The sequence below is a fragment of the Desulfobacula sp. genome (assembly GCF_030145145.1).
Classification (GTDB): Bacteria; Desulfobacterota; Desulfobacteria; order Desulfobacterales; family Desulfobacteraceae; genus Desulfobacula.
The window spans coordinates 56,184-83,045 of sequence record NZ_JAQYWD010000031.1; the positions used below are offsets into that span (position 1 = coordinate 56,184).

The 26,862-nt window shown below is 44.0% G+C and carries 27 protein-coding genes, 1 tRNA gene and 1 pseudogene; 12 read left to right on the forward strand and 17 right to left on the reverse strand.

Features of this window, described 5'->3' with window-relative positions:
- The first annotated feature begins 5 nt into the window (after positions 1–5).
- From recO to Q1Q15_RS17530, 8 genes are all read left to right on the forward strand, one after another.
- Positions 6–785 carry a DNA repair protein RecO gene (gene recO / locus Q1Q15_RS17495; RefSeq protein WP_300462815.1) on the forward strand — a complete coding sequence of 260 codons (780 nt, stop codon included), beginning with the start codon at positions 6–8 and terminating at the stop codon, positions 783–785.
- A complete protein-coding gene (locus Q1Q15_RS17500) occupies positions 782–1,822 on the forward strand; it encodes a galactokinase (protein WP_300462819.1) in 1,041 nt (346 codons plus the stop codon). The genes recO and Q1Q15_RS17500 overlap by 4 nt, the downstream gene beginning before the upstream one ends.
- A 30-nt stretch (positions 1,823–1,852) precedes the next feature.
- Entirely contained in the window at positions 1,853–2,734 is an 882-nt protein-coding gene (gene glyQ, locus Q1Q15_RS17505) for a glycine--tRNA ligase subunit alpha (RefSeq protein ID WP_300462821.1), read from the forward strand.
- Positions 2,731–4,812, forward strand: coding sequence for a glycine--tRNA ligase subunit beta (gene glyS, locus Q1Q15_RS17510; protein WP_300462824.1), 2,082 nt, complete (start codon positions 2,731–2,733; stop codon positions 4,810–4,812). The genes glyQ and glyS overlap by 4 nt, the downstream gene beginning before the upstream one ends.
- 80 nt (positions 4,813–4,892) lie before the next feature.
- Positions 4,893–5,150, forward strand: a complete 258-nt coding sequence (locus tag Q1Q15_RS17515) for a hypothetical protein (RefSeq protein WP_300462826.1) — start codon at positions 4,893–4,895, stop codon at positions 5,148–5,150.
- Positions 5,119–5,886, forward strand: coding sequence for a nucleoside phosphorylase (locus Q1Q15_RS17520; RefSeq protein WP_300462828.1), 768 nt, complete (start codon positions 5,119–5,121; stop codon positions 5,884–5,886). Before Q1Q15_RS17515 ends, Q1Q15_RS17520 begins: the two co-directional genes overlap by 32 nt.
- Entirely contained in the window at positions 5,879–7,909 is a 2,031-nt protein-coding gene (ligA, locus tag Q1Q15_RS17525; RefSeq protein WP_300462831.1) for an NAD-dependent DNA ligase LigA, read from the forward strand. The genes Q1Q15_RS17520 and ligA overlap by 8 nt, the downstream gene beginning before the upstream one ends.
- A 16-nt stretch (positions 7,910–7,925) precedes the next feature.
- Positions 7,926–8,549 (forward strand): LysE family translocator, encoded by a 624-nt coding sequence (locus Q1Q15_RS17530; RefSeq protein WP_300462833.1) that lies wholly within the window; start codon positions 7,926–7,928, stop codon positions 8,547–8,549.
- 132 nt (positions 8,550–8,681) lie between these two features.
- Here the strand turns inward: Q1Q15_RS17530 and Q1Q15_RS17535 are convergent, their stop codons facing one another.
- From Q1Q15_RS17535 to ftsY, 4 genes are all read right to left on the reverse strand, one after another.
- On the reverse strand, positions 8,682–9,098 hold the full coding sequence (locus tag Q1Q15_RS17535) for a nuclear transport factor 2 family protein (protein WP_300462836.1): 417 nt from the start codon (positions 9,096–9,098) through the stop codon (positions 8,682–8,684).
- A 118-nt stretch (positions 9,099–9,216) separates the two neighbouring features.
- The gene (locus tag Q1Q15_RS17540) at positions 9,217–9,369 is read right to left on the reverse strand and encodes a hypothetical protein (RefSeq protein WP_300462838.1); all 153 of its coding nucleotides are present in this window, start codon (positions 9,367–9,369) and stop codon (positions 9,217–9,219) included.
- 18 nt (positions 9,370–9,387) lie between these two features.
- Positions 9,388–10,020, reverse strand: a complete 633-nt coding sequence (locus Q1Q15_RS17545; RefSeq protein ID WP_300462841.1) for a LysE family translocator — start codon at positions 10,018–10,020, stop codon at positions 9,388–9,390.
- Positions 10,021–10,038: 18 nt separating this feature from the next.
- Complete coding sequence (gene ftsY / locus Q1Q15_RS17550) at positions 10,039–10,980, reverse strand: signal recognition particle-docking protein FtsY (protein WP_363321013.1); 942 nt, start codon at positions 10,978–10,980, stop codon at positions 10,039–10,041.
- 693 nt (positions 10,981–11,673) lie between these two features.
- Here ftsY and Q1Q15_RS17555 point away from each other — a divergent pair.
- The 4 genes from Q1Q15_RS17555 (at position 11,674) to Q1Q15_RS17570 (ending at position 16,691) form a co-directional block, all read left to right on the forward strand.
- Positions 11,674–12,654: a bile acid:sodium symporter gene (locus Q1Q15_RS17555; protein WP_300462843.1), complete on the forward strand. Its 981-nt coding sequence runs from the start codon at positions 11,674–11,676 to the stop codon at positions 12,652–12,654.
- Positions 12,655–12,725: 71 nt separating this feature from the next.
- Entirely contained in the window at positions 12,726–14,138 is a 1,413-nt protein-coding gene (locus tag Q1Q15_RS17560) for a diguanylate cyclase (protein ID WP_300462846.1), read from the forward strand.
- A 24-nt stretch (positions 14,139–14,162) separates the two neighbouring features.
- Positions 14,163–16,247: a 6-phosphofructokinase gene (locus Q1Q15_RS17565; protein WP_300462849.1), complete on the forward strand. Its 2,085-nt coding sequence runs from the start codon at positions 14,163–14,165 to the stop codon at positions 16,245–16,247.
- A gap of 255 nt (positions 16,248–16,502) precedes the next feature.
- Positions 16,503–16,691 carry a hypothetical protein gene (locus Q1Q15_RS17570; protein WP_300462850.1) on the forward strand — a complete coding sequence of 63 codons (189 nt, stop codon included), beginning with the start codon at positions 16,503–16,505 and terminating at the stop codon, positions 16,689–16,691.
- A gap of 82 nt (positions 16,692–16,773) precedes the next feature.
- Here the strand turns inward: Q1Q15_RS17570 and ahbD are convergent, their stop codons facing one another.
- The 13 genes and pseudogenes from ahbD to Q1Q15_RS17635 form a co-directional block, all read right to left on the reverse strand.
- Positions 16,774–17,850, reverse strand: coding sequence for a heme b synthase (gene ahbD / locus Q1Q15_RS17575; RefSeq protein WP_300462852.1), 1,077 nt, complete (start codon positions 17,848–17,850; stop codon positions 16,774–16,776).
- Positions 17,847–18,824 (reverse strand): porphobilinogen synthase, encoded by a 978-nt coding sequence (hemB, locus tag Q1Q15_RS17580; RefSeq protein ID WP_300462853.1) that lies wholly within the window; start codon positions 18,822–18,824, stop codon positions 17,847–17,849. The genes ahbD and hemB overlap by 4 nt, the downstream gene beginning before the upstream one ends.
- Positions 18,824–20,014 (reverse strand): 12,18-didecarboxysiroheme deacetylase, encoded by a 1,191-nt coding sequence (ahbC, locus tag Q1Q15_RS17585; protein WP_300462855.1) that lies wholly within the window; start codon positions 20,012–20,014, stop codon positions 18,824–18,826. Before ahbC ends, hemB begins: the two co-directional genes overlap by 1 nt.
- Entirely contained in the window at positions 20,011–21,756 is a 1,746-nt protein-coding gene (locus tag Q1Q15_RS17590; RefSeq protein WP_300462857.1) for an AAA family ATPase, read from the reverse strand. The genes ahbC and Q1Q15_RS17590 overlap by 4 nt, the downstream gene beginning before the upstream one ends.
- A gap of 294 nt (positions 21,757–22,050) precedes the next feature.
- Positions 22,051–22,135 (reverse strand) — tRNA-Leu (locus tag Q1Q15_RS17595).
- Between the two features lie 24 nt (positions 22,136–22,159).
- Positions 22,160–22,447: a preprotein translocase subunit SecG gene (gene secG / locus Q1Q15_RS17600; RefSeq protein ID WP_300462860.1), complete on the reverse strand. Its 288-nt coding sequence runs from the start codon at positions 22,445–22,447 to the stop codon at positions 22,160–22,162.
- A 5-nt stretch (positions 22,448–22,452) separates the two neighbouring features.
- Positions 22,453–23,211, reverse strand: a complete 759-nt coding sequence (tpiA, locus tag Q1Q15_RS17605) for a triose-phosphate isomerase (RefSeq protein ID WP_300462863.1) — start codon at positions 23,209–23,211, stop codon at positions 22,453–22,455.
- Between the two features lie 24 nt (positions 23,212–23,235).
- Positions 23,236–24,243, reverse strand: a complete 1,008-nt coding sequence (gap, locus tag Q1Q15_RS17610; RefSeq protein WP_300462866.1) for a type I glyceraldehyde-3-phosphate dehydrogenase — start codon at positions 24,241–24,243, stop codon at positions 23,236–23,238.
- A 37-nt stretch (positions 24,244–24,280) separates the two neighbouring features.
- Positions 24,281–24,694, reverse strand: coding sequence for a PTS sugar transporter subunit IIA (locus tag Q1Q15_RS17615; protein WP_300462869.1), 414 nt, complete (start codon positions 24,692–24,694; stop codon positions 24,281–24,283).
- Positions 24,691–25,569 (reverse strand): RNase adapter RapZ, encoded by an 879-nt coding sequence (rapZ, locus tag Q1Q15_RS17620; protein ID WP_300462871.1) that lies wholly within the window; start codon positions 25,567–25,569, stop codon positions 24,691–24,693. The genes Q1Q15_RS17615 and rapZ overlap by 4 nt, the downstream gene beginning before the upstream one ends.
- 23 nt (positions 25,570–25,592) lie before the next feature.
- Positions 25,593–26,051 (reverse strand): PTS sugar transporter subunit IIA, encoded by a 459-nt coding sequence (locus tag Q1Q15_RS17625; RefSeq protein WP_300462874.1) that lies wholly within the window; start codon positions 26,049–26,051, stop codon positions 25,593–25,595.
- A gap of 8 nt (positions 26,052–26,059) precedes the next feature.
- Positions 26,060–26,590: a ribosome-associated translation inhibitor RaiA gene (raiA, locus tag Q1Q15_RS17630; RefSeq protein ID WP_300462877.1), complete on the reverse strand. Its 531-nt coding sequence runs from the start codon at positions 26,588–26,590 to the stop codon at positions 26,060–26,062.
- 11 nt (positions 26,591–26,601) lie between these two features.
- Positions 26,602–26,862, reverse strand: a pseudogene (locus tag Q1Q15_RS17635) (RNA polymerase sigma-54 factor); the annotation flags it as partial.

Below are 26,862 nucleotides of genomic sequence, written 5' to 3' on the forward strand. Positions count from 1 at the left end.
CAGGTATGCCGGGTTTTAATACAGATGCCATATTGCTCCGAAAAATTGAATATGGGGATCATGATTTTATTATCAGTTTTCTGACGCAATCCAAGGGGAAAGTATCTGTCATGGCCAAAAATGCAAAAAAGAGCATTAAACGGTTTTCAGGTGCGTTGGATTTATTTTCCCTGAATCATATTTATTGTACCTTTCCCAAAAAAAACAAAGATGCCCTGATTATACTTGCCCAGACAGACCTGGAAAATCCCTTTGCCAATATCCGGTGTGATGTATTCAAAACTGCCTATGCCTGTTACTGGATGGAATTGATTTTATTCTGGCTGGAGGAAGACAAGGCCCAGCCCGATGTATATGCGCTGCTGTTGTTTTCCCTTGATGCATTAAATACCGATATCCTGTCCAAAGAAGTGGTCAGCCTTGTTTTCCAGATCCGGTTTATGAGCCTGTCCGGGTTTTCTCCCAATATTGAAACTTGTGGTACGTGTAAAACACCGGTTGATTCCATTGACCAGAATACGTTTTGGTTCGATTTTCAAGACGGTCGAATGATGTGTCAAAATTGTGTTCAAAAAAGATCAAAATATGGTATGACAGTTTCAAAAGGCACTTTAAAGCAGCTTTTCTGGATAAACAACAATGATATCGGCAGGGCGGAAAGAATAAAGTTTTCACATTTTGCCGTAACAGAAGGGGCCAGGCTTTTGGAAGCCTTTATTGCATTTCACCTGGGGCGGGAGTTTAAAACCCTGCAATTTCTTAACCGCTTAAGACAGGAAAAATGAATTTAGAAAAAAAACTGACGCACCAACAGATCCATGCATCTGTTCCCTGCCGGGTGGATTTCGGGGGTACCCTGGATATCAGTACCTTTTACCTGCCCTTGCATCACCTGTCGCCATCCACATTTAATATTGCCCTGGATCTGCGAACACACGTGTGTCTTTCCCCCTGGCAAAAAGGGTTTGTCAAAGTCTCTTCCAGGGGATTTGATGATGCCGTTTTCAAGAAAGATGATGCATCATTCCATCATCCCATGGGATTGATGTTTGCCCTGGCAATGTATTTTGATGCCCATGGCGTGCATATTCATATCGAATCTACCTCACCCCCCCGGAGTGCGTTAGGCGGATCTTCTGCTGCGGCCGTTGCTATTGTATCGGCATTTCATACCGCACTTGACATCCCGATGGACCCCGAAAGGATTGCCTGGCTTGCCCATTATATAGAAGCCGGCGTGGCCGGGGTTCCCTGCGGTCTGCAGGACCAGCTTGCGGCTGCCTTTGGAGGGGTAAATCAATGGGCCTGGAAAATGGGACGGACAGGTCCTGAATTTGAACAGATGCCGGTCTTTGACACGGCAGCAGCGGTGGATGCATTTAATTCAAATATCCTGGTTGCCTATTGCGGCATTCCCCATGTATCAAAAGATATTAATAAACAATGGGTTCACTCGTTTGTCAGGGGTGAGACAAGATCGGGTTTTAAACAAATAGTGGATGTGACAAAAAAATTTTCAATGGCCCTGAAGAACCGGGATTTCATGCAGGCGGCTGATCTTATGAACCAGGAGACAAAATTAAGGCTTGAAATGACACCGGATGTGCTTGACAATACCGGTAAAAAGTTGTTTGAAAGGGCTATAAATTGCAATTGTGGGGCAAGATTTACCGGGGCTGGGGGGGGCGGATGCCTTTGGGCAATCGGTGAAGCCCCGGATATCCAACGATTAAAATCCCTTTGGCAGGAACGCCTTGGATCGGTTGAGAATGCAAAAATTCTTGACACAAGAATTGAGAATAAAGGTATTATCATATGTTAACGATAATTTTTTATAAAAAAGTGGAGCAAAATGAATTTTCAAGATGTTATTTTAAACCTGAATGATTTCTGGGCTCAAAAGGGATGTGTCCTCATCCAATCCTATGACATGGAAGTGGGTGCCGGAACCTTTCATCCGACGACACTTTTAAAGGCACTGGGACCTGAACCCTGGAAAGTTGCCTATGTACAGCCGTCAAGACGTCCCACAGACGGACGATATGGAGAAAATCCCAACCGGCTTCAGCATTATTACCAATACCAGGTGATCTTAAAGCCATCTCCGGCAGATGTGCAGCAATTATACCTGGATTCCATGAAAATTCTGGGGGTTAATCCCCTTGAACATGATATCCGCTTTGTTGAAGATGACTGGGAATCTCCGACCCTTGGGGCTTCAGGCCTTGGATGGGAAGTGTGGCTGGATGGCATGGAAGTCACCCAGTTTACGTATTTTCAGATGACCGGGAGTGTGGAAGTCAACCCGGTGTCGGTTGAGTTAACCTATGGCCTTGAGCGGATCTGTATGTATCTGCAGGGGGTGGACAGTGTATATGATTTGAAATGGAACGATACCATCACCTATCGGGATGTGTATCACCAGCAGGAAGTCGAACAATCCACCTACAATTTTGAAATTGCAGATGTAGACCTTTTATTGGATCTGTTTAAAAAGTATGAGGCAGAAGCCCATCGCATTATCCAGCACGGCCTGGTGATTCCTGCCTATGAATATTGTTTGAAATGTTCCCATACCTTTAATCTGCTGGATGCCCGGGGGGCTATCAGTGTGACCCAGAGAACCGGGTATATCAAACGGATCAGGGATATTGCCAGGGCATGTTCCAACGCCTATATCATACAACGCGAAGAAATGGGGCATCCACTATTGAACCTGGGGGAGGGACAATGAAGATGAAGACACTTTTACTTGAAATCGGCAGTGAAGAGATACCGGCCGGTTATATTATCCCTGCTTTGGATGCCTTTAAGGAAAATATCCTTCATGCATTGGACCGATCGAGAATTGTCCACGGTACGGCCCATACACTGGGGACGCCCCGACGTCTTGCATTGATGATTGAAGATATGGCCGAGCTGCAGACGGCACAGACATCCACCATTACCGGCCCCCCTGAACGGGTGGGATTTGATAAGAACGGCATTCCCACCCTTGCTGCTGAAAAATTTGCAGCCAAAGCCGGGGTGGCATTGGATCACATCACAATTGAAGAGACCCCCAAGGGCAGATATCTGACAGTGGTGATCGAAGAAAAATGCGAGTCCTCTGTCTCCATTCTGGAGCGTCTCTTGGAACGGGAGATTTTAGCCATACCATTTCCCAAACGCATGAAATGGGGAGACCTTTCCATTACATTTGCCCGGCCCATTATTTCCCTGGTCGGACTTTTGGGAGATAAATGCCTTGATTTTAAGGTGGGCAATATAACATCTGCCGATCAAATTTTTGGGCATCAATTCATGTATCCGGGAAAATATACGGTTGAATCCGCTGATCAATATGTGACAGTGGCTGAAACCGTGGGCGTATTCCCTGATATTGAAAAACGAAAGGCCATATTGACGGCGGCCATTGAAGAATGTGCCAAAGCCCATCACGCACAGATTCTTGAAGATGAAGAATTGATCAATATTGTGACCAATCTTGTGGAATCCCCCTTTCCGGTTGTGGGGGCCTTTGATGAAACCTTCCTTGAAGTGCCGGATGAGGTGTTGATCACCGCCATGAGAGAGCACCAGAAATATTTTGCCCTTGTGGATGAAAAGGGCAATTTAAAACCCTTGTTCATTGCCATCAACAATACACGAGCAAAAGACATGCACCTGGTGGCAAGGGGGCATGAAAAAGTGCTGCGGGCCCGGTTGTCTGATGCAAAATTTTTCTATGAAGTGGATTGCAAGTCTTCATTGGATACCTTTGCCGAAAAACTGAAAACAGTGACATTCCAGGAAAAGCTGGGAACAGTGTATGAAAAAACACTGCGGATCGGACAGTTGGTGAAATATCTGGCCACTGAATCCACCTATAATGATAAAGAAACACTGACCCGGGATGTTGCCCGGGCGGCACAAATTTGCAAGTCCGACCTTGTCAGCCAGGTGGTGATTGAATTTACAAAGCTCCAAGGGGTTATCGGCAGGGCGTATGCATTGAAAGCAGGGGAAAAAGAAGCTGTTGCCCTTGCCATTGAGCAGCACTACCGGCCGGTATATTCCGGTGGGACCCTGCCGGAAAATCCCACGGCCTGTCTGTTGGCCATTGCCGACAAGCTGGATACCATTTGCGGATGCTTTTCAGTGGATCTGATCCCCACCGGTGGCGCAGATCCTTATGCACTGCGCCGGCAGGGAATTGGCATCATCCAGATTATGCTGGAAGAAAACCTGGACTTTTCTTTGACAGCCATGATTGATACGGGGCTGGCGGTTTTCATGGATGATGCCGCAAAAAGAGCGCCCATCGCTGTGAAAATCCAGCAGTTTTTCAAGAACAGGGTGGTCAATATCTTAACGGACATGGGCTTTTCAAGAGAAGCGGTTAATTCGGCACTCTGGGCATCTTTTGACATCCTGCCGGATGTTGTTTTAAGGGTCAGGGCTCTGGATTCTTTACGAAAAGAACCGGATTTCGAACCCCTTTCCATCACGTTTAAACGGGTGGGCAATATCCTGAGAAAAGCAACAGATATCGGCGGGAAGCCCGTGGATGAAACCCTTTTTGAAGATCCTTCGGAAACAGCCTTGTTCAATGCGGTTAATGATGTCCGTCAACTGGTCGTTCAGTTGACCGGGGAGGGAAAATATGATCAAGCCCTCACCCATATCGCCACCTTGAGACCCAAAGTGGACACTTTTTTTGATGATGTAATGGTCATGGCCAAAGATACAACCTTGAGACAGAACAGGATTGCATTATTATCCTCTGTGTCGGGATTGTTTGACAATATTGCAGATTTTTCCATGATATAAACTCAACTTTCGGTCTAGGGCTTTAATGGCCCACCCGGAACGTTAAGAGATAAAATTTGAAAGGACTGGAGGAAAGCGTTATGGCAGGATATGATCCTGAAAAGGATAAAAAATTAAAAGAGTGGAAGAATGAAGATACAGGGCTTCTTATTTCGATCCATCAGTATGGAGATGGAGAACCGAAAGTCCAGTTGGGGCCCAGAATTCTGAAAAAAAAAGATGGAACAGACAGGGCGCCCTCAAAGGCCGGCCGACTTTCCATTGAAGATATTATGTGGTTCTATGATATTATTGATGAGGTAAAGGATGAGCTATCCGACCTGGTCGGACCTGGATAACGCATCCATTGTCCCTCCCTTTGGGACTCACCGGGGGCATGATATCGGTCCTGTGGCGGTGATGGTCAGTTGTGAACCGGATATCCGGCTCATCAAATCCAATACCGCCATCCAAAAGGCGGTCCCTTTTTTTACCAGTACCCTTATGATACCCAATGGATCTCATAAGGGTACTTCTGTTGCCGGACCCTTTATTGGTGCCCCTTATGCTGCCATGCTGGTGGAATCTTTAATTGCCAAAGGTGCGCGTAACATTCTGGTTCTTGGATGGTGCGGGGCTGTGACGGATCAGTTGGCCGTGGGAGATATCCTCCTGCCCTGCAAGGCCATTGTGGATGAAGGTACCTCCAGCAATTACCAGATCCTGGATGCGGCCCTGCCCCGGTCAACCCCTGATGAGATGTTAACGGATCAATTGTCAGATCATTTGACTGTCCAGGGAATTGGGTTTCACCGGGCCACCATCTGGACCACGGATGCCGTTTACAGGGAAACGGAAAAAAAAGTGGCCTATTTCAGGCAGCTGGGTGCCCAGGCCGTGGAAATGGAATGTTCCGCCCTGTTCTCTGTTGCCCGGTATCGAAAGGTCAGCATTGCCGGACTCCTTGTTGTATCTGACAGTGTGGCATCAAAAGACTGGGATCCAGGATTTCGGAAAAAACAGTTTAAACGGGCACGGCAGACGGCCTGTAAAGCCATCATGACCTTTGCCGGGACCTTGTGTGAAAATGGATGACGCCATAAAAAAAGAAGCTGCCAGACTTCAGCGGGAATTAACCGAGCACAGCCATCGATACCATGTTCTGGATGACCCGGTTATTTCAGACTATGAATATGACATGATGCTCAAACGCCTGGTGGAAATTGAACGGGCATTTCCTGAAGTGTCCAGTCCAACCTCTCCGACACAAAGAATTGGCGCACCGCCGCTTTCAGCATTTGAACAAGCCGACCATTCCATCCCCATGCTCAGTCTGGATAATGCCTTTAATGATCAGGATATTTTGGAATTTCATAACCGAATCGTCAAACGGTTAAACCGGGAGGATATTTTATACATTGCTGAACCCAAGCTGGATGGTGTGGCCGTAGAATTGGCCTATGAGAACGGCATCCTGGTACAGGCCACCACCCGGGGGGACGGTATCACCGGTGAAGTGATCACACAAAATGTCAGGACCATCCGGTCAATACCGTTAAAATTACAGGAAAAAAAACGCAAATGCCCGCCACGGATTGAAGTCCGGGGCGAGGTGATCATCCGGCGGTCTGCGTTTGATCAATTAAACAAACGCCGCCTTGAAAACCAGGAAAGTGTTTTTGCCAACCCGAGAAACGCTGCAGCAGGATCTTTGCGGCAGCTGGATTCCAAGATAACCACCACGCGGCCCCTTGACTTTTTTGTTTACGGCACAGGCCTTATGCAGGGAATTTCTTTTCACCACCAGTCCCAATTGCTGGCGGCGCTCAAAGATTTTGGCTTCCCCGTCAACCCGCATATTAAAGCCGGTATTTCCCTGGACCAAGTACTGACCTTTTACAGGGAACTGCAAGTCTTAAGGGAAGGCCTGGCCTATGAAATTGACGGTATGGTGATGAAGGTGGATGATATCTCTTTACAACAGCAATTGGGCGAAAAAATTAAAAGCCCGAGATGGGCCATGGCCTATAAATTTCCTGCCATGCAGAAAACTACCACCATTAAGGATATTATTGTCCAGGTCGGCCGAACAGGAACCCTGACCCCTGTTGCCCTGCTGGAAAGCATTTCTGTCGGCGGGGTCATGGTCTCCCGGGCCACCTTGCACAATGAAGATGAAATTAAACGAAAGGATATCCGTATTGGTGATACAGCGCTGGTGATGAGGGCAGGGGACGTTATTCCCAAAGTGGTAAAAATCATTAAATCTGCAAGAACCGGCACTGAAATTCCTTTTGAAATGCCGGATCACTGCCCGGTTTGCCATAGCAGAATCGAAAAATTCAGACTGGATAAAACCCATATTAACAAGTGTGTCAATTCCGCCTGCCAGGCCCAGTTAAAAGAACGGGTCCGACATTTTGTTTCCAAAAAGGCCTTTGATATAGACGGACTTGGAAAAAAGATCGTTTATCAACTGGTGGATGAAGGAATGATCAGATCGTTTGCCGATGTTTTTTCCCTGGATATGGAAAAACTTGTCACCCTTGATCGGATGGCTGACAAGTCGGTGGGTAACCTGATCCAGTCCATTGAACAATCAAAAGCCATTTCTTTAAGACGATTTGTTTACGCGCTGGGAATTGATCATACGGGAGAACGTGCTGCCAAACTTATTTCAGAACGCTTTTTGACGCTCAAAGATATCATGGGGGCGTCTGAAAAGGATTTTGAATGTATTCATGGGATTGGTCCGGAAACAGCTGCTGCCGTGTGTAAGTTTTTTTCAAACCAGGAAAATATGGCCATTATTGACGCGATCACCCTGTCTGGGGTTATCATCACAAATGAGCCCCCTTCATCGCCGGATGACCCCGGTAAGACCCTGTTTTACAATAAACGAATGGTGCTCACCGGCACATTGCAGACCCTGACACGAAATGATGCCAAGCGCCAATTGGAAAAACTCGGAGCGGTCGTGACCGCCGGCATCAGTTCAAAAACGGATTTTCTGGTTGCCGGCGAAAATCCCGGCAGCAAGCTGGAAAAGGCCCGGAAACTGGGGGTGGAAATAATAGATGAAGCCCGTTTTACCCTTCTGCTCAAGGAATATTCATAAGACGGATGCGTGAAATATGATTGAATCTTCTGTATTGATTGTTTTTATCCCCACATTTTTTGTGGTTTCCGTAACCCCGGGGATGTGCATGACACTGGCATTGACCATGGGAATGACCATTGGCGTGAAACGGACATTTTATATGATGTATGGTGAACTGCTGGGTGTGGGCATGGTTTCCGTAGCTGCTGTGTCCGGTGTGGCCGCGATAATGCTGAATTATCCTTTGTTGTTTACAACGTTAAAATATATGGGTGGGCTCTACCTTGTTTATCTTGGGTTTCAGATGATCCGTTCAAAAGGGAACATGTCCTTGACGGTTGGCACCAGCAACCACCTTGATCTCTCTCCCAAAACCCTTATGATACAGGGGTTTGTCACTGCCATTGCCAATCCTAAAGGCTGGGCGTTTATGATCTCTCTTTTACCGCCCTTTATTCATCCGTCCAAACCCTTTATCCCCCAGCTGGGGATTCTTGTGATGATTATTTTAACAACTGAATTTTTTTGTCTTGTCCTGTATTCCAATGGCGGTCGGTCCTTAAGCCGGTTCCTTGAAAAAAAGGGCAATGTTCGTCTGTTAAACCGGATTTCAGGTGCATTGATGATGGCAGTGGGCATCTGGCTTGGACTGGGTTAAAACCTCCCATCCAAGCGTTTTTAAAAGCTGGATATCATGCCAAGGGATCTTCTTGATCAAATGGCCGACATGTTTGAAACGGATGGATAAAAAAAGCAACCGTTCGATGAAATAGATCTTGTTCTTCCTGATTTATAAATGCAACAGCAGTCTTTTATCATCAATCTCAACTGCAGTTTTTGTATATGTGAGCTTATTGATAATTTTTCCATCCTGAAAATGAATCACATCAACCCCTTTTCGGATTTCCAGTTTGTCTTCAAACCCCGGCTCGGTTGACGGCCATTCGAGGACCCATCGATAGAGAACCTTTTGGAGATGTTCGTCAATAAAGATTTCCTCTTCCAGAAATCTGAAGTTACCATGATTGTTAAACCAGTTCTCCCAGGCATTCTTGAGTGCTTTTTTCCCTTTTATATAGGCACCGGTCCAATTTTCAAAAAAGATATCGTCATGGAAAAGTGCCATGACCTTATCCAGATCATGACGTTCCCAGGCAAGATTCCATTCTATTAACTGCCTTTTTATCTCTTTTCGTGCAAGTTTCATGATTTCACCTATGGCCCTTGGTTATGTGTATGGGGTATATTCAGTGTCTGAAATACTCGGTTCTTTGTCAAGCTGTTCTAAAAATATTCTACCTGTGCAGTTGGCGAACAGCTAATGGCTAACCGCACAGATCGAAAATATTCAAGGGACCAAGCGCACCGGGGTATTGAAAACAACAGGGGTTGTTTTGCTCGTCTGTTTCATCCATGTTTTGTTGTGCCCGCCAGGGCATGGGCGTTATAGTTAAGGAAATATCGGGTGTATCAAACACGGAGTTTCCGGTCAGGCACTAATTAGTGTCAAAGGCAATTTTTAGTCCAAATCCAATAAAGATAACGCCGGAAAGTTTCTGTAACAGGGGGCCTGCAAGCCTGTTGTTTCTAAGTGTGTTGGTCATTAACGCCGCCGTCCAGGTTAAAAAAAGACACCAAAGTGTTCCGGTTACAAGAAACGTCCCCCCTAAGATGAGGAAAGGCGTGGGCCCGGTGATATGATCCGGACGAATAAACTGGGGCAGAAAAGAGAGAAAAAACAAGCCTACTTTAGGGTTCAAAACATTCGTGAGTATCCCTTGTTTGTATATTTTTGACAAATTCATGACCCCATATCCTGATGAAGCCATGTCAAAGGCACTATTTTTTTCCAAAAGCGTTTTCAGCCCCAGATAAATCAGATAGAGCGCTCCAGCCCATTTTACCAGTGTGAAAATGGTAGCTGAGGTGGATAAAATCAAAGACAATCCAAATGCAGCACAAAGCACATGGACGACACAGCCTGACATGATTCCGGCCACTGATACCAGACCTGCAGATTTTCCCTGGGAAACACTTCGGGTCAATATGTACATGGTATCAACGCCGGGTGTCAGGTTGAGAATAAATGCAGCCATAATAAAGCCCGGGTAATTTTCAATCCCAAACATGTCTGGTTGCCCTATCCGTTAATCAAACAGTGCAGTGATAAACTGGTTTGCATCAAACGCCTGAAGATCTTCAATCTGTTCCCCCACACCAATATAGGTGATCGGTAGTTTCATCGTGCTTGAAATAGCAGCAACAATACCGCCTTTGGCGGTGCCATCGAGTTTTGTCAGGGCAATCTGAGTGATATCAACGGCTTGGTTAAACAAGGTGGCCTGGGAAATCGCATTCTGTCCAGTGGTGGCATCTAAAACCATTAATACCTCATGGGGGGCACCCGGCAGTTTTTTGTTAACAGAGCGTTTTATTTTTTTAAGTTCTTCCATGAGATTTTTTTGGGTATGGAGTCGGCCGGCCGTATCAATTAATACAATGTCGATATCCCTGGCAAGAGAGGCTTCAACGGAATCATAGGCAACGGCTGCCGGATCAGCGCCTTCTTTATGTTTGACAATAGTGGCATTGGATCGATCCGCCCAGATTTCAACCTGTTCAATGGCTGCCGCTCTGAAGGTATCGGCTGCAGCAATGAGGACTTTTTTTCCCTGGGAAGTGAATGTCATGGCCAGTTTTCCCAACGTTGTTGTCTTGCCGGTGCCATTCACGCCAACAACCATAATAACATGGGGTTTGGTGATGGGTTTGTCTTTTTTGATCTGTGACATATCCGGGAACAGGGCAATTAATTCTTCTTTTAACACCTGTTTAAGCTCATCGGCAGTGGTCAGTTTTTTAGCCTTTTTCCGTATTCTTTCCATCATTTCCATGGTGATATCAATCCCAAGATCTGAGGTGATCAACACTTCTTCCAATTCTTCAAACAGGTCCTCATCAATTGCCTTGGTGGAAACAAATAATTCATTGATATCTGTGGTTAGAATTTTTCTTGTTTTGGTCAGTCCGCTTTTCAGCCGTGAAAAGATCCCTGTATTCTCTTGTGTTTTAACCGGCGGCGGTTGTATTTCAAGGGGGGGTTCCGGCGGTTTTTCAGGTGGTATCTCAAGTTGTTTTTCAGGTTTTGTCTCAGGTTTTGTCTCAGGTTTTGTCTCAGGTTTTGTCTCAGGTTTTGTCTCAGGTTTTGTCTCAGGTTTTGTCTCAGGTTTCGTTTCAGGTGGCTTCTCAGGTGGCTTCTCAGGTGGCTTCTCAGGTGGTACGCCTACTTTTTTTTCCGGGGATTTTTCCGGACCCTGCCCGGGTTTTTTTTCGGGTTTCAGCTCGGGTTTCAGCTCGGGTTTCAGCTCGGGTTTCAGCTCGGGTATTTTTTCCGGTGGCTTTTCCGGTGGTACCGCCACTTCTTTTTCCGGGGGCTTTTCCGGACGTTTTTTTCTTTTAAATATATTCCACACCAATTTGGTTGCTCCTTAAGTAAAATTCCGTTTGTATGATCTTTTACATTTTTCTGGAATCAGAATCAAGGATTGTCAGTGAAAAGTTGAAGGAAATATTGACTCACATCCAAATTTATCATAAGTATCTTTATTTATTCTCTCAACTCTCGGAGTTGGTCATTTTTACATGGGGTCAGGCTTTCCTTATGGCACTTTTTACCCGTCTGGTTATGAAATAGTATAAAAAGCACAATAAAAAAAGCCTGACCCCATTGATTAAAGCTAAAGTCCGAAAGTTGAGTTATTCTCATATGGAAGCATCATTTAATGATAAAAATAATTAAACGGCAATGGTTTTTACTCAGTCTTGTTCTTGCTTTTGTAGCAGTAATTTTTGATCCGTCCAATATACTGGCCACCATCGGGATTATTTTAAAGAATCATCACAGTACTGAAGTCATGATATTTTTAATCTTTATTTTTTCAGGACTTCTCATTGAGATGGATCAGATAACGGCAGGAATTAAGGATATTCAATCCACGGTTCTGGCATTGGTCGTCATTATCGTATTGGCACCCATCTCAGCCGGGGTGCTTTGTCTTTTTCCCATTGAAACCGGTGTGGCCATAGGCCTTTTCATTGTGGCGGTGATGCCTACAACACTGTCATCCGGAATTGTAATGACCGGAATCGCAGGCGGTAATATGGCCCATGCCCTTTTTGTGACGATCCTGTCGAATTTTATCGGTATTTTTACCATCCCTGTGATTCTTTCCATTCTTTTATCATTTTTTAACCAGGAAACACAATTGGTGATTGATCAGACAGCGATTATCGCTAAATTGATCTTGCTGGTTCTTTTTCCCCTGATGATCGGCATCATTGCCAGGGATAGAGTTTTTAAAACAAATCAACTGGCAAAATTTAAATTGCAGATGCTTAACCAGTGGATGATTATTGGTGTTGTTTTTATTTCCCTTTCCGGGGCTAAACAGGTGCTTTTAGGAAAGGGGGGGACTGCCATCTTTTACATCGTGATTCTTGTGAGTGCTTTTCATTTAATACTGTTGGGGTGTTCTTTTCTGCTCGTAAAATTTTTCAGGGTAGAAAAAGGCCGCTGTGAAAGTATTATTTTTATGGGATCACAAAAGACCCTGGCATTATCCGTCATGATTCAGGTAACGTATTTTAACGAGTTTGGAACCGCATTGCTGGTCTGTGTCAGCCATCATATTGTCCATTTGATGATGGATGGATATTTGAGTACTAAAATGAACCAGCGGTTGTTGGAAAAAAATCGGTATTGAGACTTTACTTTCCATCTGACGGTGGTTAAAAATAGAAACATTAATTTAATTTCTAAAAGGATATAGTACTGATGAGCTCTGTTCAGGATAAAAGGATAATTTTATTAGAAGATCAGATAAAAAAACTTCAATCCCAGAAAGACATCCTAATAAAGGAATTGGATACGGTTGAAGAACGATTTGAAAAAATGAATAGAGTGTATCGCAACCATCTTCCTGTCATCATCGACTCGGTTGCCACCAGCGACACTTTATTTTCCAAAACCTGCAGAGAATTGAGCATGGCACTGAAAAAAGGAGACTCCCAGGGTAAGATTGAATATATTTTTGAACAATTGAAAACCGCCATGCTCAAAGAGAATATTGGCCCTGTATCCGGCCGGAAGAAAAAGGGCCTCTTCTCTTCCTTTATAAAAGCCAATACAGAATCATTTATTGATGAATACAAACAAAGTTATCAAGATGTGGTGAACAATCTTCGGTCCAACCTGGATAAAAAATATGCTCGTAAACTGGACAATATCATGGCGAGGCTAGCATCGGCTGAGGATACAAATGATATCACTGAGATTAGAGAAAGCGTATTCAGTCTTATTTTTGTGTATATTTCCGATACGAACCAGGATCGTGGAAAGGTCAATACCTTTGTTCGGGAGGTTGTTGGTAAAATCCTTGATATTGAATCCAAACTGGCAAATACCCATCAGCAAACCGATGCCATGTTTAAATCCAATGAAGGCTTTGAATCTGTTTTAACCGCTGAATTAAAGGGGCTCAAACAAACATCAGATCTTGCATTAAACCTGGATGTATTAAAATCTCAGGTGTCTGAAAGATTGACCTCCATTGAGAGTGTGTTGGATAAAAAACAGGTAAACGATCAGACCATCAGGGAAAGGGCCGAAAAAAACAGGCATGCATTTAAGTCCGGTTTTGCAAAATTGAAACAGGAACTGGATGAAGCAACAAGGTATTCGGAAGAACTTGAAAAAAAATTGAACCAAGACCAGTTAACCGGTGCTTATAACCGGCGGGCATATGATAAAAGGGTTGAAGAAGAGATGGCAAGGTTCCTGCGGTATGGATCGTGTTTTTCCCTGCTGTTAATGGATGCGGATAAGTTTAAGCTGATCAACGACAATTATGGTCATGCCATTGGTGATAAATGTCTCCAGGAAATCATAAAACGAACCCTGCCGCTATTGCGGAAAAATGATATGCTGGCACGATATGGTGGAGAGGAATTCCTGGTGATTATGCCGGAGACAGATGGTATAGGGGCCAAAGAGGCCGCTGAAAAAATTCGGCAGACCATTGAAAAAATAAAGTTCATTTATAAAAAAGATATCGTCAGAGTGACAGTCAGTATTGGCGTATCTCAAGCCCAAAAAGGGGATAAGAATCATCAGCAGATTTTTGAACGTGCAGACGTTGCCGTTTACCAGGCCAAAGAAAAAGGACGGAACCGGGTGTTACTCAATTGATTCGGATGCAGAACAGGAGCGGATATGGAAAATCAGAACGTTAACTCACTTGAGTTTTTATTGAATCACCCGAAAACAGGACAAGCGATTTCGGATGTGAATGCAGAAACCATTGAAAGACAATCATTTTCTCCCAGAAAAATAAAAATTTTTTCATCAACCTATACCACCATACACGCATGTCCGGAATATACCTTCCAACAGGATACGGAAGCGCAAAAACTGCTTCCCGATATTATTGACAATATGGTTCAAAAGATCGTTCCCGGAGATGACAAGAGCACGGAGGTGCGGCAGGCCTTTGGGATACCCCGGAATCTGGGGGTTGTTTTTTCCGGGGGACCGGCACCGGGTGGGCATAATGTGATCGCAGGGCTTTATGACGAGGCAAAAAAACATAACCCCGCGTCCAGAATATTCGGTTTCCTTTTGGGACCCGATGGCATACTTGAATCCAAATATGTTGAAATTACCCAAAGCCTTGTGGATGCCCACCGGAATATGGGGGGGTTTTCCATGATCAAGACGGGGAGAACTAAAATTGATTCCAAAACCAAAATGGAATTGTCCCTCAAAACCTGCCGGGCGCTTGGACTGGAGGCGCTGGTAGTGATCGGCGGGGATGATTCAAATACCAATGCGGCCTTTCTTGCCCAGCAGTTTATCAGTGCAGGGATTCAGGTCATTGGGGTTCCCAAAACCATTGATGGAGATATACAGGTAAAAACAGATGAGGGACAGATGCTTTGTGCCATTTCCTTTGGGTTTCATTCTGCAGCAAGGGCATTTTCACAAAATATCAGCAACCTCACCACCGATGCCGGTTCAGACACCAAATACTGGCATATTTGTAAAGTCATGGGAAGGGTCGCCAGTCATTTGACACTAGAATGCGCTTTCCAAACCCATGCCAATCTTTCCTTGATTGGTGAAGAACTTGCAGATTATACGGATGAACAGCGCCTTATAGCGGCCCAGGAAAACGGGCAGGTGGATTATACTGCATATGGCATGACCCTGCGTCATTTATCCCGATTGATATGTGATACCATCGTTAGAAGAGCTGCCGGCGGGAAAAATTTCGGGGTCATTATCATACCGGAAGGGCTTCTTGATTTTATCAATGAAATTCAGGTGTTCATTGTTAAATTCAATAAAATTATTGCCGCGTATAACCAGATTCATGACCATGATTTCCACAGGTCGTTTCCAACATTGAATGATAAACTTGACTACTTGAGGCGGCTGGCCAGGGGACTGGGAGACAATACCCGGTTCCCCATCTGGAATTTAAGGGATGATGATTTGTTTAATCAACTCCCATCATTTTTTCAGGAGGGGCTGCTGGGCGAACGGGACACCCATGGCAATTTTCAATTTTCCCAGGTCAAGACGGAACGAATTATCATGGATATGGTAGAGGAATATTTAAGTATATTGAAGGAACAGGGCAAATATAAAATAGGGATTGAACAGTCTTATTTTAAGTCAATAATGGAACAGGCAAATTTGATATCGGATAAATTTGCAACAGCGATCTTTACCAATCCTGATACGGATTTTTTGATTATCAAAGAATCTATCATTTCTTTAAAAACCTTGAAGCAGGCGCTGGTCCATGCTGAATTGATCCATCCGGATGATCCGGTGCCCCCGCCCATTGGTCACATATTTAAAAAGTCCGACCCGAAGTTCAAAACCCAGACTCATTTTTACGGATATGATGGTCGGGGAGCGGATCCGACCCATTTTGACTGTAACTATACCTACAATCTCGGCCTGACTGCGTTTCACCTGATTGCAAACGGTGCCACCGGACAGATGGCGGTCATCCGGAATCTTGAGAAAAAGTTTGATCAATGGGAACCCATGGGTATCCCCATTGCAAAACTGATGCACCTTGAGGAAAGAAAAGGACGGCTGGAACTTGTGATTGAAAAAAACCTGGTGGATTTGAATTCAAATGCTTTCAGGGTGTTTAAGGCCGTAAGGGATGACTGGCGGGCAGCAGGATCGAACCCGGATCGATACCGGCGCCCGGGACCGGTGAGGTTTACAGGCGATACCGAAGAAGACAGACCCATTACGCTGATGCTCAATTCCATTTGACCGAATGGGGTATTGTTTATCATATTCATGATTTTTATGAAATAAATTACCCATTTTGGTTAAAAACTTTTCTTTACCTGTCAAATCAGTAAGCGTAAAAAAAATATTTTTATTTCTATAACTCCCTTTATTCATAGGATTATTTTATATGGTTACCTTAAAAAAATCCTTTGGTATGGTCTTTGCTTTATATATTCCCAATAGTATTTAACCGTATTGAATAAAAAAGCAACCATCCTTTAATCGGAGGTTTACATGAAAAAAGATATTTTACTTTTTGTCATTTTTATCATAGCCATTTTTTTCTATCCGGTGTTTGCCCATGCAGATAAAATCGGATATTTTATTTCCCAAAACACCGTATCAGAGCCTATAGCCCTTTTTGTTTTTGGCGCTGGATTATTGATCCTGGCAAATTTTACGCGGAACCTTGTTAAAAAGTAACTGGGCAAACAAAAAAAAAGAGGGGTTGGAAAGTGTTTTTCCGACCCCTCTTTAAATTTGAATCAATGGACAAACAATGAAGTTAGCTGGTTTTTCTCGGCTGATAGGAACACAAGGGTTCTTCTTCAAGATAATTTCCGGTTGCCTCATAGGCCCTGGCCCTGCACCCGCCGCAAACTCTTTTAAACTCGCAAATACCGCACTTGCCTTCAAGGGTATTAACATTTCTCAGCTGGTTAAAAACCGTTGAGTTTTCCCAGACATCCTTAAAGCTTTTTTGGGTAATGTCACCGCATTCAACGTCCAGAAAACCACAGCCTTGAACCTTTCCCACATGGGAAATAAAACAAAACCCTGTTCCGGCCAGACATCCTCTTGTGACCGCGTCCAGGCCATGGGTTTCAAAGCTTACTTTTTTCCCGTCTTGCCTGGCCCGCTGACGCAATATCCTGTAATAGTGGGGTGCGCAGGTTGCCTTGAGTTGAAGGCTTGTTTTTTCTCGTTGATCATAAAACCAGTTTAAGGTTTCTTCATACTCTTTTGCATTGATTTCACCATCCACAATATATTTTCCCCGGCCCGTGGGAACCAGAAGAAATATATGGTGGGCCACTGCGCCTAAATTTTCTGCAAGCGCCAGTATCTTTGGGATCTGATCAAGGTTTGTTTTGCTTATGGTCGTATTAATTTGAAACTCAATACCGGCTTCCTTGGCAATCTTGATGCCCCGGATAGAATTTTCAAAGGCATTTTCAAGCCCCCGGAAAGCATCATGGGTTTCAGGGGTTGACCCGTCCAGACTGACACTGATTCTTTTGATACCGGATGCTATCATTTTTTTTGCGGTTTCTTGTGTGATCAAGGTACCGTTTGGGGCCATGACCATCCGCAGCCCTAATTTTGTTCCAAAGGCTGCAATATCGAAAATATCGTCCCGTAAAAGCGGTTCTCCGCCGGTGAGGATAATAATGGGGTCCCCCACCGCCCTGATTTGTTCCAATAATCGAAAAGACGCCTGGGTATCCAGCTCATTCTCATAGGGATGGTCTTCTGCGACAGCCCGGCAGTGTTTGCAGGAAAGATTGCAGCGACGGGTGGTTTCCCAGGCAACCAGACGAAGGGTATGGGGTGAGGTCTCCTGTCCGTGGGGATGATTCATCGGTCATTTAACTCCCTTGCAACGTCAATGGCGGAATAGGTCAGAATTAAATCCGCACCCGCTCGCTTTATGGATAAGAGGGTTTCCATGATGAGGTCTTTTGCATTAACCCAGCCCATCATTTCTCCGGCTTTCATAATGGAATACTCACCGCTGACATTATAGGCAGCAATGGGAAGATCAATTTCCTGTTTTAATCGATAGATAATATCAAGATAGGCAAGCGCGGGTTTCACCATGATAATGTCTGCACCCTCTTCAATGTCCATGAAGGCCTCCCTGATGGCTTCGGTGGAATTGCCCGGATCCATCTGATAGGTTTTTCTGTCACCAAACTGGGGTGCAGAATTTGCAGCCTCCCGGAACGGACCATAAAATGCCGAGCTGTATTTAACCGCATAGGACATGATCGGAATGTGAGAAAACCCCTCCTCATCAAGGGTCTGTCTGATTTCCCCGACCCGACCGTCCATCATATCGGATGGTGCCACCATGTCCGCACCGGCTTTGGCATGGGAAAGGGCGGTCTTGGCCAGAAGATCAAGGGAGGCATCATTATCAACAATGCCATTCTCCACAACCCCGCAATGCCCATGATCCGTATACGCACACAGGCAGACATCGGTGATCACTGAAATGTCCGGGACCTTTTCTTTTACTTCTTGCACCGCTTTTTGAACAATGGCATCAGATGCATAGGCCCGGGTTGCCAAAGGGTCTTTTCGGTCAGGAATACCGAACAGAATGATGGCAGGAATGCCTGCATCACTGGCTTGCTTGGCGACCTTGACAATCTGGTCGCAGGAGAGATGAAACTGCCCCGGCATGGCGTCAATGGGTTTTTTTACGTCCTTTCCCTCTATGGCAAACAAAGGAAGAATCAAATCATCCCGGGAAAGGGCGGTTTCCCTTACCATTCGCCTGAAATTTTGGGTTGCTCTTAATCGTCGCCCACGAGAATCGGGAAAAAGCATTATGATTCCTCCTTTAGGATCTCTTCATCTGTCAGGTAACAGGCCGGATCGCTGTCCCAGGGGTCATTGGCAACAGATTCAGCGCGAGCCCTGAAGTTTCCACCACAAATATCCAGCCATCTGCAGCCGGCACACCGTCCTTTAATATGATGTTTTTTTTCTTTGAGCTTCATTAAAAATTCATTGTCAACATTGGTCCAAATCTTGGAGAAAGGGGTGTCTTTGATATTGCCCAGGCTCTTGTCCCGCCAGAATTGATCCGGGTAGACTTCTCCATCCCAGGAAATACATCCGATCCCCCTGCCGGAGTTATTGCCTTCATTCATCTCAAGCAGTTCAAGCACCTCCGCAGCTCTCTCTGGGTCCTCTTCCAACAGCCGTTGATACACATATGGGCCATCTGCATGATTGTCCACTGTCAGTACCTCTTTGGGCATATTTCGGTCGTGAAGATCTTTTGTCCGGTCCATGATAAGATCAAGAACCTGGCGGGTCTCTTCATGGGAAAGGTCTTCCTTGGCTATTTCAGAGCCCCTGCCGGAATAGACCAGGTGATAAAAGCAGGCCCGGGGGATATTTTTTTCTTCAAGAAGATCAAAAATACCGGGGATATCCTGTACATTCCGTTTATTGATGGTAAATCGGAGGCCCACTTTGATACCGGCTTCCTGGCAGTTTTCAATGGCTGCCATGGCCTTTTGATACGACCCTTTAACCCCCCTGAATTTATCATGGGTTTCTTCCAGGCCATCAAGGCTGATCCCCACATAGGAAAGACCGATTTCCTTAAAAATTCTTGCTTTTTCCTTTGTGATGAGGGTTCCATTGGTGGAAATAACCGCTCTCATCCCTTTGCTGACAGCATATTTTGCATACTCAGCAAGTCGGGGATGCACCGTGGGTTCACCACCGGAGAACAAAAGAACCGGTACACCGAAATCTGCCAGGTCATCCATCATGGCAAGACTTTGTTCATGGGTCAGCTCATTGTCATAGGAAATATCCTCGGATTGGGCATAACAGTGAACACATTTAAGATTGCAGCGTCTGGTCATATTCCACACGACCACTGGTTTTTTGTCTTTTGAAAATTGCAGAAGATGTGACGGCAGCTGGCCGGATTGTCTTGAGTATCTTAATGCATCAGATGGTTCGACGGTTGCGCAGTAAAGTTTTGAAATTCCAATCATGTTATCTTTTTCCTGATAAGATCGTTAAGGTAAGTTTTATGATCAATTAAGGCATTTTTTGAGATAAAAAATCTGTTTGTTCCTGTTTTTTCCCGGATAAGATTAAACCCGTCATAATACTTGTCATAGAGTTGTGCTAATATTTCTTCATTGGTCGCATGATGCTGAATAAATTGTTCAATTAGAAAATCAATGGCGTCCTCTTCAAAAACAATGTTCAAATTATAACTTTTTAATACCTCAAGCTCAATTTCTTTCACTGAATCATGGAGCTGTTTGATTTTATTTATGGCATCTTCAATTTCCATGACAGTATTGCAAAAATAATTTGCCACCATATTGCATCGGATTTCAGAAAGGGTGAATCCATTGCTCAGGGAAAATGTTTTCCAATTGTTCTTTATATAGGTTGAAATATAGTGTTCATAATCAAGGAAGGCTTTTTCATAAAGCATTTGCCACTTTTCCGGATGTTTTTTTGATATGAGGTCTTCAAGGTGGGGTTTGGGATCTTCGAGAACTTCTCTGGTGACCGTAAAGTTGAACACTGTCTGGGATGGAAGGGTTTCTTCAAACGCCAGAAGTGCATCTTCAATAACGCTCACAAGGCCCCGGGCACCGGTATTCTCTTTACACGCCCGTCGAGCGAGGACCTTTAATGCATCATCGGTAAAAACAATTTTAATGCCGTAGGCACTAAAGTCCAGCCGTTTGCTCAAAATCACCGGGTTATTGGGCATTTTTAAAATTAAGAACAGATCTTCTTCTTTAAGGGGTTCAAGGATGCAGCGAACCGGAACTCTTCCGATAAATTCGGATTCAAACCCAAAATCCACCAGGTCTTCGGCCTTGGTTTTGTTTAACAGCTCATTCTCGTCTTGAGATTTTAAAAGCTTAGAGCCAAATCCAATATTCTGTTTTGACAATCGCCGCCGGATGACGTCGGAAAGTCCGGAAAATGCGCCACTGAGTATGAAAAGAATATTGGAGGTGTTGACGCTGCGCCGAACCCTTTTGCCGGTTCTTTGATAGGCTTCCAATTCCTGCATCATGGAGACCGGATCATGGGGCACTTTCAAATCAACATCCGTTTCTTCCATGGGTTTTAACAGGGCTCTTTGAACACCGGTTCTGGATACCTGGGCGCCTATGACATTGGGGCTGGCAGCAATTTTATCAATCTCATCAACGTAAACAATACCACATTCAGCCAGTTCAATGTCATCATTGGCTTCCTTGACCAGATCCCGGATCAAATCTTCCACATCACCGCCAACATAACCGGTTTCCGAGAACTTTGTAGCATCTGCCTTTACAAACGGCACCCCGATTTTTTTGGCAATCAGTTTAATCAGGTATGTTTTTCCAATCCCGGTGGGGCCTAGCATTAAAATATTGGATTTAATATTTCCGGTGATTTTTGATACCCCTTCTTCCGAGGTTTGGGAATGCCGGATTCGATTAAAGTGGGTGCATATCTTTGTTGATAGGACGGATTTTGCCTTTGACTGTTTAACAACATACTGATCCAGATAAGCAATCAATTCCTGGGGTTTGATGTTAAAATTGAGAAGGTTTTTTTTCCCTTTTGTCGTCGGTTTTACGGATCCTTGTTTTTGTTGGGGAAGAACAGACGGGGTGATGATTTTAACATTCCCACCAAATTTTTTATTTAAAAATTCGCCCAGTTCTTTTTCGATTTCTTTGGGGTCCTGTGTCATTGTATTTTTTATTGTAGTCATAATAGTCTAATATAAACAAGGTTAGGAATAATTCAAGATTGATTCGGCCGGTTTCGTATTTTTTCTTTGAAAAATGAACAGGGTTTTCCAGAGGATTGAAATACAACGATACTTGGCAATTGTCTGGTTTTAAATCCCATTACTTTACATCCATTGGGATGGCGCGGGTCCCATGTTATATAGAAGAATCGACACTTAAAACAATTTCTTCTATAATTTTTCAGCATTTAACCCCTATGGTTTCCAAAATTAAAAAAGCCACGAACAATGATTGCCCGTGGCTTTAATATTTTATGGTGCCGAAGGGGAGATTTGAACTCCCACGGGTCGCCCCACACGCCCCTCAAGCGTGCGTGTCTACCAATTCCACCACTTCGGCATTCGAGTTTCTTTTATCACTATCTTATTTGGTCGTCTGCTCCACAGGTACTGGGGTATCCGTCATCACTGAGGATTCTGACTGATGGCCTGACAAATATGCCAGGGTCAGGGAGGTTCCCATGAAAATAATGGCAACAGCGGTGGTGATTTTTGTCAATATGGTTGCAGGACCCCCGGCACCAAAAAGGGTCTGGCCAGCACCCCCGCCAAGAGAAACGCCCATTTCTGCGCCTTTTCCACTCTGGAGTAATACAATCAGAATCAACAAGACGCAAACGGTAACATGTAATGCCACTACTAAATTTGTCATATCTATTATCTATTATACTCTATAATTTTAATAAACGTGCCTGCATCGAGGCTTGCACCGCCAACAAGCGCACCATCAACGTCCTCAATACCCATTAACGCTTTAACATTCTCAGGTTTAACCGATCCGCCATACAATATTCGTGTCTGGCTGGAAAATTCACTTGAAAATAACTGCTCCAGCAAAGACCGCAAATACGTGTGAACCTGCTGAACCTGATCGACACTGGCACTCTTTCCTGTGCCGATGGCCCATACCGGCTCATACGCCAGAATCAAGTCCTTTAACTCATCAAGACCACAGCCTTTTAACCCATCTGACACTTGTTTGTCAAGTACCAAAATGGTTTTTTCTTCATCTCTTTGGGTTTCGGTTTCTCCTACACACAAGACAGGTTTCAAACCGGCCCTGATGGCAGATTTTATTTTTTTACAGACCAAGGCATCGGTTTCACCGAAATATTGTCTTCTTTCGGAATGGCCGATGATGACATACTCTGCCCCCGTGGCTTTGATCATGTCAGCACTCACCTCACCGGTGAACGCACCTTGTTTTTCAAAATGCAGATTTTGAGCCCCGATTTTTACAGGGGTGCCTTCAACAGATGCTGCCACCAAAGGAAGAGAAAGAAAGGTCGGTGCAATCATGATCTCAACACCATGGATATCTGAACAAAGGCTCGCCAGTTTTCTGGCAGTTTCTACAGCCTCAGGACCGGTTTTGTACATTTTCCAGTTACCCGCAATTAAAGGGATTCTACTCATTGTATGCCTCCGGATCAGGATCGGTTATAGGGATTTTCCTACCATTACTGCCAGATCAATCATTCTGTTGGAATAACCGGTTTCATTGTCATACCATGCATATATTTTTACCATATTGCCGTTAATGACATCGGTGCACCCTGCATCAACAATGGATGAAAGCGGATTTGAGTTGAAATCAATGGAAACCAGAGGAATGTCGCAATACCCTAGTATGCCCTTTAAATTTTCTTTGGATGCTCGTTCCAACGCTGTATTCACATCTTCTTTTATCAGGTCATCTTTTTCGGTTATCACGACAAAATCCACCATGGAGACATTGGGCGTGGGCACGCGGACAGACAAGCCATTAAGTTTTCCTTTAAGCTCCGGAAGCACCAATGCTACGGCTTTTGCTGCTCCAGTGGTCGTTGGAATCATTGAAAGACCGGCAGCCCTGGCTCTTCTCAAATCTTTATGGGGGAAATCCAGGATCCGCTGATCACCTGTGTAAGCATGAATAGTGGTCATCATTCCCGAAACAATACCAAAATTTTCAAGCAACACCTTTGCCACCGGTGCCAGACAGTTGGTGGTGCAGGATGCATTTGAAATGATGTGATGGGATGCAGGATCATACATGTCATGGTTCACCCCCATCACAATGGTAATATCCGGATTGTTAGCAGGTGCAGAAATAAGCACTTTTTTTGCGCCGCCGTCAAAATGTTTTGATGCCCCCTCCCGATCTCGGAAAAACCCTGTGCATTCGCAAACAATATCCACCGTTGTGTCTTTCCATGGGATTTGTCCAGGATCTTTAAAGGCCGTGATTTTGATTGTTTGATTGTCGACCACAATCGAATCTTCGTTTACAGATACCGGTTTGTTCAATATGCCATGAACAGAGTCATATTGAAGAAGATGGGCAATGGTTTTTGTGTCCGTCAGATCATTGATAGCCGTCACCTCAACATCCGGATGGTCTAATGCAGCACGAAAAACCCGCCTGCCGATTCTGCCAAATCCGTTAATCCCTAATTTTATCGTCATTAATCCTCTCCTTTAATATCTTGAAATGAGATGAGATTTATGCTCTTTTCGTTCCTTTTAAAATTTCACTGGCAAGGGAAATACTTTTTTTCCCATGCTCTACAAGGCATGTCGTTAAGGCGCCCATATCCATTTTAGATCTGGAATTGACCGCTTTTAAAAGAATCGGAAGATTGACACCGGAAATCACTTCTACTTGACCTTCTTCCAAAAAAGCGTAACTCAAGTTTGAGGGCGTTCCACCAAACATATCCGTTAAAATAATAACACCATTATCTGTTTTGACCTTTGAAATTCCTTTCTTTATTTTCTTTCTTAAACGATCCGGATCTTCCTGGATATTAATGGAAACGAAAAACAGGTTGTCCTGTTTTTCGCCTAAAATAAATTCAACGGTTTCAATTAATGTGCTTCCTAAATTTGCATGGGTGACCAATAGTATACCTGTCATGTTTCCTTTATGTCCCGGTCAATGTCCCTGTGGATCAGACCGGGATTGAGCCCTTTTTTATTAAGATGTTCAAAAATACTTCTTGCAATTACCACACTTCTATGTCGTCCACCGGTACATCCGATGGCAAATGTCAGATATGCCTTGTTTTCTCGTTTGTATAACGGAATCAAATAATCAAGAAGGTTTAAATACTTTTCAAGAAAAAGCCCGGTTTCGTTGTTGGATAATACGAACAGTTTAACGGCTTTGGATTCTCCATCCTGGTTTTTAAGTTCCGGTATAAAATAGGGGTTGGTCAAAAATCTCATGTCCATAACAAGGTCTGCATCATTTGGAATCCCATATTTAAATCCAAATGAAACAACATTGATTTTTGTTAAACTGATGGATTGATCCCCATCATGTATCAGATCAAGGATACGGGATTTCAGCTGGTGAACATTGAAGCCGTCGGTATTGATAATATGGTGCGCGTTTTGTTTTATGGGCGACATCATTTTTTGTTCTAATTTTATACTGTCCAGAAGGCTTTTTTCACTTGAAACAGGGTGTTGACGACGGGTCTGGCTAAATCGGTTTAACAGTGTATCTACGCTGGCTTCAAGAAATATGATTTGAGGCGTTATGGTCAAACAACCCTCAATTGAAGCAATGCCTGCTGCATAATTTGAGATGAAATTTTTACTTCTCATGTCCATCACAAACGCCAGCCCTTTAATTTCCGGGCTCTCTTTTAACGGCAGATCCAAAAATTTCGGCAACAGCTCCATGGGCATATTATCGACACAATAAAAAGAAGCATCTTCAAATGCTTGAATGGTCGTTGTTTTTCCAGATCCGGAAAGGCCGGTGATGATATAAACCTTCCTCATTTTATTTTTGTGTGACCTTTAGGTTAAAAGTCTTCATCCTGGGCCATGATAATATCGTAAATGTCATCAACAGAGTCTGCGGTTAACAATCCTTCTTTAAAATGATCCATTTTTAGCAGTTTTGAAATTTGTGCCAACACCTTGAGATGCCCACCTGTGGATTTTTCCGAGGTCAGTAACAGGAAAAAAATATGAACCGGTTTGTTGTCAAGGGACTCATATTCGACACCCTCTTGACTGCGACCAAAGCCCACAACAATGGAATCCACGGCGTCAAGTTTCCCATGGGGGATTGCAATGCCGCCACCAATACCCGTACTGCCCAGCTGCTCTCGTTCCATGAGCACATTGGCAATGTCTTTGGCCGAGGTGTTTATTGTCTGGGAAACGGAGAGGGCCAGTTCATCAATGGCCCCTTTTTTATCCCGGGCGTTCAGATTTCCAATAATAGAATTCTTATTTATAAGCTCGCTGATTCTCATTGAATGAACTATCCTCTGGGCTGGATTAATCCCAGTTTACCATTATTGTGTTTGTAAAGAACATTGATCTGCTCTGTCCGGGCATTGTTGAAAACAAAAAAGGATTGTTTGCCCGAATCCAATTCAATCACCGCATCTTCAATATCCATGGGTTTATAGTCTATTGTTTCAATCAGTATAGGGTCGGTTATTGGATTGTCCGGGAAATCTAATTCTATGGACTCATCTTTAATACTCTGCTTATTTCCCGACATATGTCGTTTGACTTTTTCTTTGTGCTTCTTTATTTGGGATTTTACTTTATCCATCAAGGCATCAATGGATGAGTACATGCTTTCGGAATCTTCCTTGGCATGAATTTTTAATTTATCACATGTAATTGAAATTTCAGCGATATGACGGATTTTTTCAACGGACAGTACAATATATGCTTCAGCAGGACTTTCCAGCATTCGATCAAATTTATCCAGTTTTTTTTGAACATAAGATTTTAAAGCATTAGAGGTATCAATTTTTTTAAAGGTAATGGTTGTTTGCATAAAAAACCTCCTTAAAGCTGTTTGCGTTTATTCGAAGGAAGTATATTCAGTACCTTCCTGTACTTGGCAACCGTTCTTCGTGCAATCTGGATAGTGGAGTCCTGAAGAATGCCAGCTATTTTTTCATCACTTAAAGGGCTTTCAGGGTTTTCGTTTTCTATCAAAAGCCTTATTCTGTCTTTTACACTTGCCGATGCCATGGATTCTCCACCGGTTCGTTCGATGGAGGAGTTAAAAAAGTATTTTAATTCAAAAAGTCCCTGGGGGGTATA

Bases quoted from the DNA above. Each gene is read 5' to 3' on its own strand.
- recO (WP_300462815.1), top strand. From the start codon at position 6: ATGCCGGGTTTTAATACAGATGCCATATTGCTCCGAAAAATTGAATAT.
- Q1Q15_RS17500 (WP_300462819.1), top strand. From the start codon at position 782: ATGAATTTAGAAAAAAAACTGACGCACCAACAGATCCATGCATCTGTT.
- glyQ (WP_300462821.1), top strand. From the start codon at position 1,853: ATGAATTTTCAAGATGTTATTTTAAACCTGAATGATTTCTGGGCTCAA.
- glyS (WP_300462824.1), top strand. From the start codon at position 2,731: ATGAAGATGAAGACACTTTTACTTGAAATCGGCAGTGAAGAGATACCG.
- Q1Q15_RS17515 (WP_300462826.1), top strand. From the start codon at position 4,893: ATGGCAGGATATGATCCTGAAAAGGATAAAAAATTAAAAGAGTGGAAG.
- Q1Q15_RS17520 (WP_300462828.1), top strand. From the start codon at position 5,119: ATGAGCTATCCGACCTGGTCGGACCTGGATAACGCATCCATTGTCCCT.
- ligA (WP_300462831.1), top strand. From the start codon at position 5,879: ATGGATGACGCCATAAAAAAAGAAGCTGCCAGACTTCAGCGGGAATTA.
- Q1Q15_RS17530 (WP_300462833.1), top strand. From the start codon at position 7,926: ATGATTGAATCTTCTGTATTGATTGTTTTTATCCCCACATTTTTTGTG.
- Q1Q15_RS17535 (WP_300462836.1), bottom strand. From the start codon at position 9,098: ATGAAACTTGCACGAAAAGAGATAAAAAGGCAGTTAATAGAATGGAAT.
- Q1Q15_RS17545 (WP_300462841.1), bottom strand. From the start codon at position 10,020: ATGTTTGGGATTGAAAATTACCCGGGCTTTATTATGGCTGCATTTATT.
- Q1Q15_RS17555 (WP_300462843.1), top strand. From the start codon at position 11,674: ATGATAAAAATAATTAAACGGCAATGGTTTTTACTCAGTCTTGTTCTT.
- Q1Q15_RS17560 (WP_300462846.1), top strand. From the start codon at position 12,726: ATGAGCTCTGTTCAGGATAAAAGGATAATTTTATTAGAAGATCAGATA.
- Q1Q15_RS17565 (WP_300462849.1), top strand. From the start codon at position 14,163: ATGGAAAATCAGAACGTTAACTCACTTGAGTTTTTATTGAATCACCCG.
- Q1Q15_RS17570 (WP_300462850.1), top strand. From the start codon at position 16,503: ATGAAAAAAGATATTTTACTTTTTGTCATTTTTATCATAGCCATTTTT.
- ahbD (WP_300462852.1), bottom strand. From the start codon at position 17,850: ATGAATCATCCCCACGGACAGGAGACCTCACCCCATACCCTTCGTCTG.
- hemB (WP_300462853.1), bottom strand. From the start codon at position 18,824: ATGCTTTTTCCCGATTCTCGTGGGCGACGATTAAGAGCAACCCAAAAT.
- ahbC (WP_300462855.1), bottom strand. From the start codon at position 20,014: ATGATTGGAATTTCAAAACTTTACTGCGCAACCGTCGAACCATCTGAT.
- Q1Q15_RS17590 (WP_300462857.1), bottom strand. From the start codon at position 21,756: ATGACTACAATAAAAAATACAATGACACAGGACCCCAAAGAAATCGAA.
- secG (WP_300462860.1), bottom strand. From the start codon at position 22,447: ATGACAAATTTAGTAGTGGCATTACATGTTACCGTTTGCGTCTTGTTG.
- tpiA (WP_300462863.1), bottom strand. From the start codon at position 23,211: ATGAGTAGAATCCCTTTAATTGCGGGTAACTGGAAAATGTACAAAACC.
- gap (WP_300462866.1), bottom strand. From the start codon at position 24,243: ATGACGATAAAATTAGGGATTAACGGATTTGGCAGAATCGGCAGGCGG.
- Q1Q15_RS17615 (WP_300462869.1), bottom strand. From the start codon at position 24,694: ATGACAGGTATACTATTGGTCACCCATGCAAATTTAGGAAGCACATTA.
- rapZ (WP_300462871.1), bottom strand. From the start codon at position 25,569: ATGAGGAAGGTTTATATCATCACCGGCCTTTCCGGATCTGGAAAAACA.
- Q1Q15_RS17625 (WP_300462874.1), bottom strand. From the start codon at position 26,051: ATGAGAATCAGCGAGCTTATAAATAAGAATTCTATTATTGGAAATCTG.
- raiA (WP_300462877.1), bottom strand. From the start codon at position 26,590: ATGCAAACAACCATTACCTTTAAAAAAATTGATACCTCTAATGCTTTA.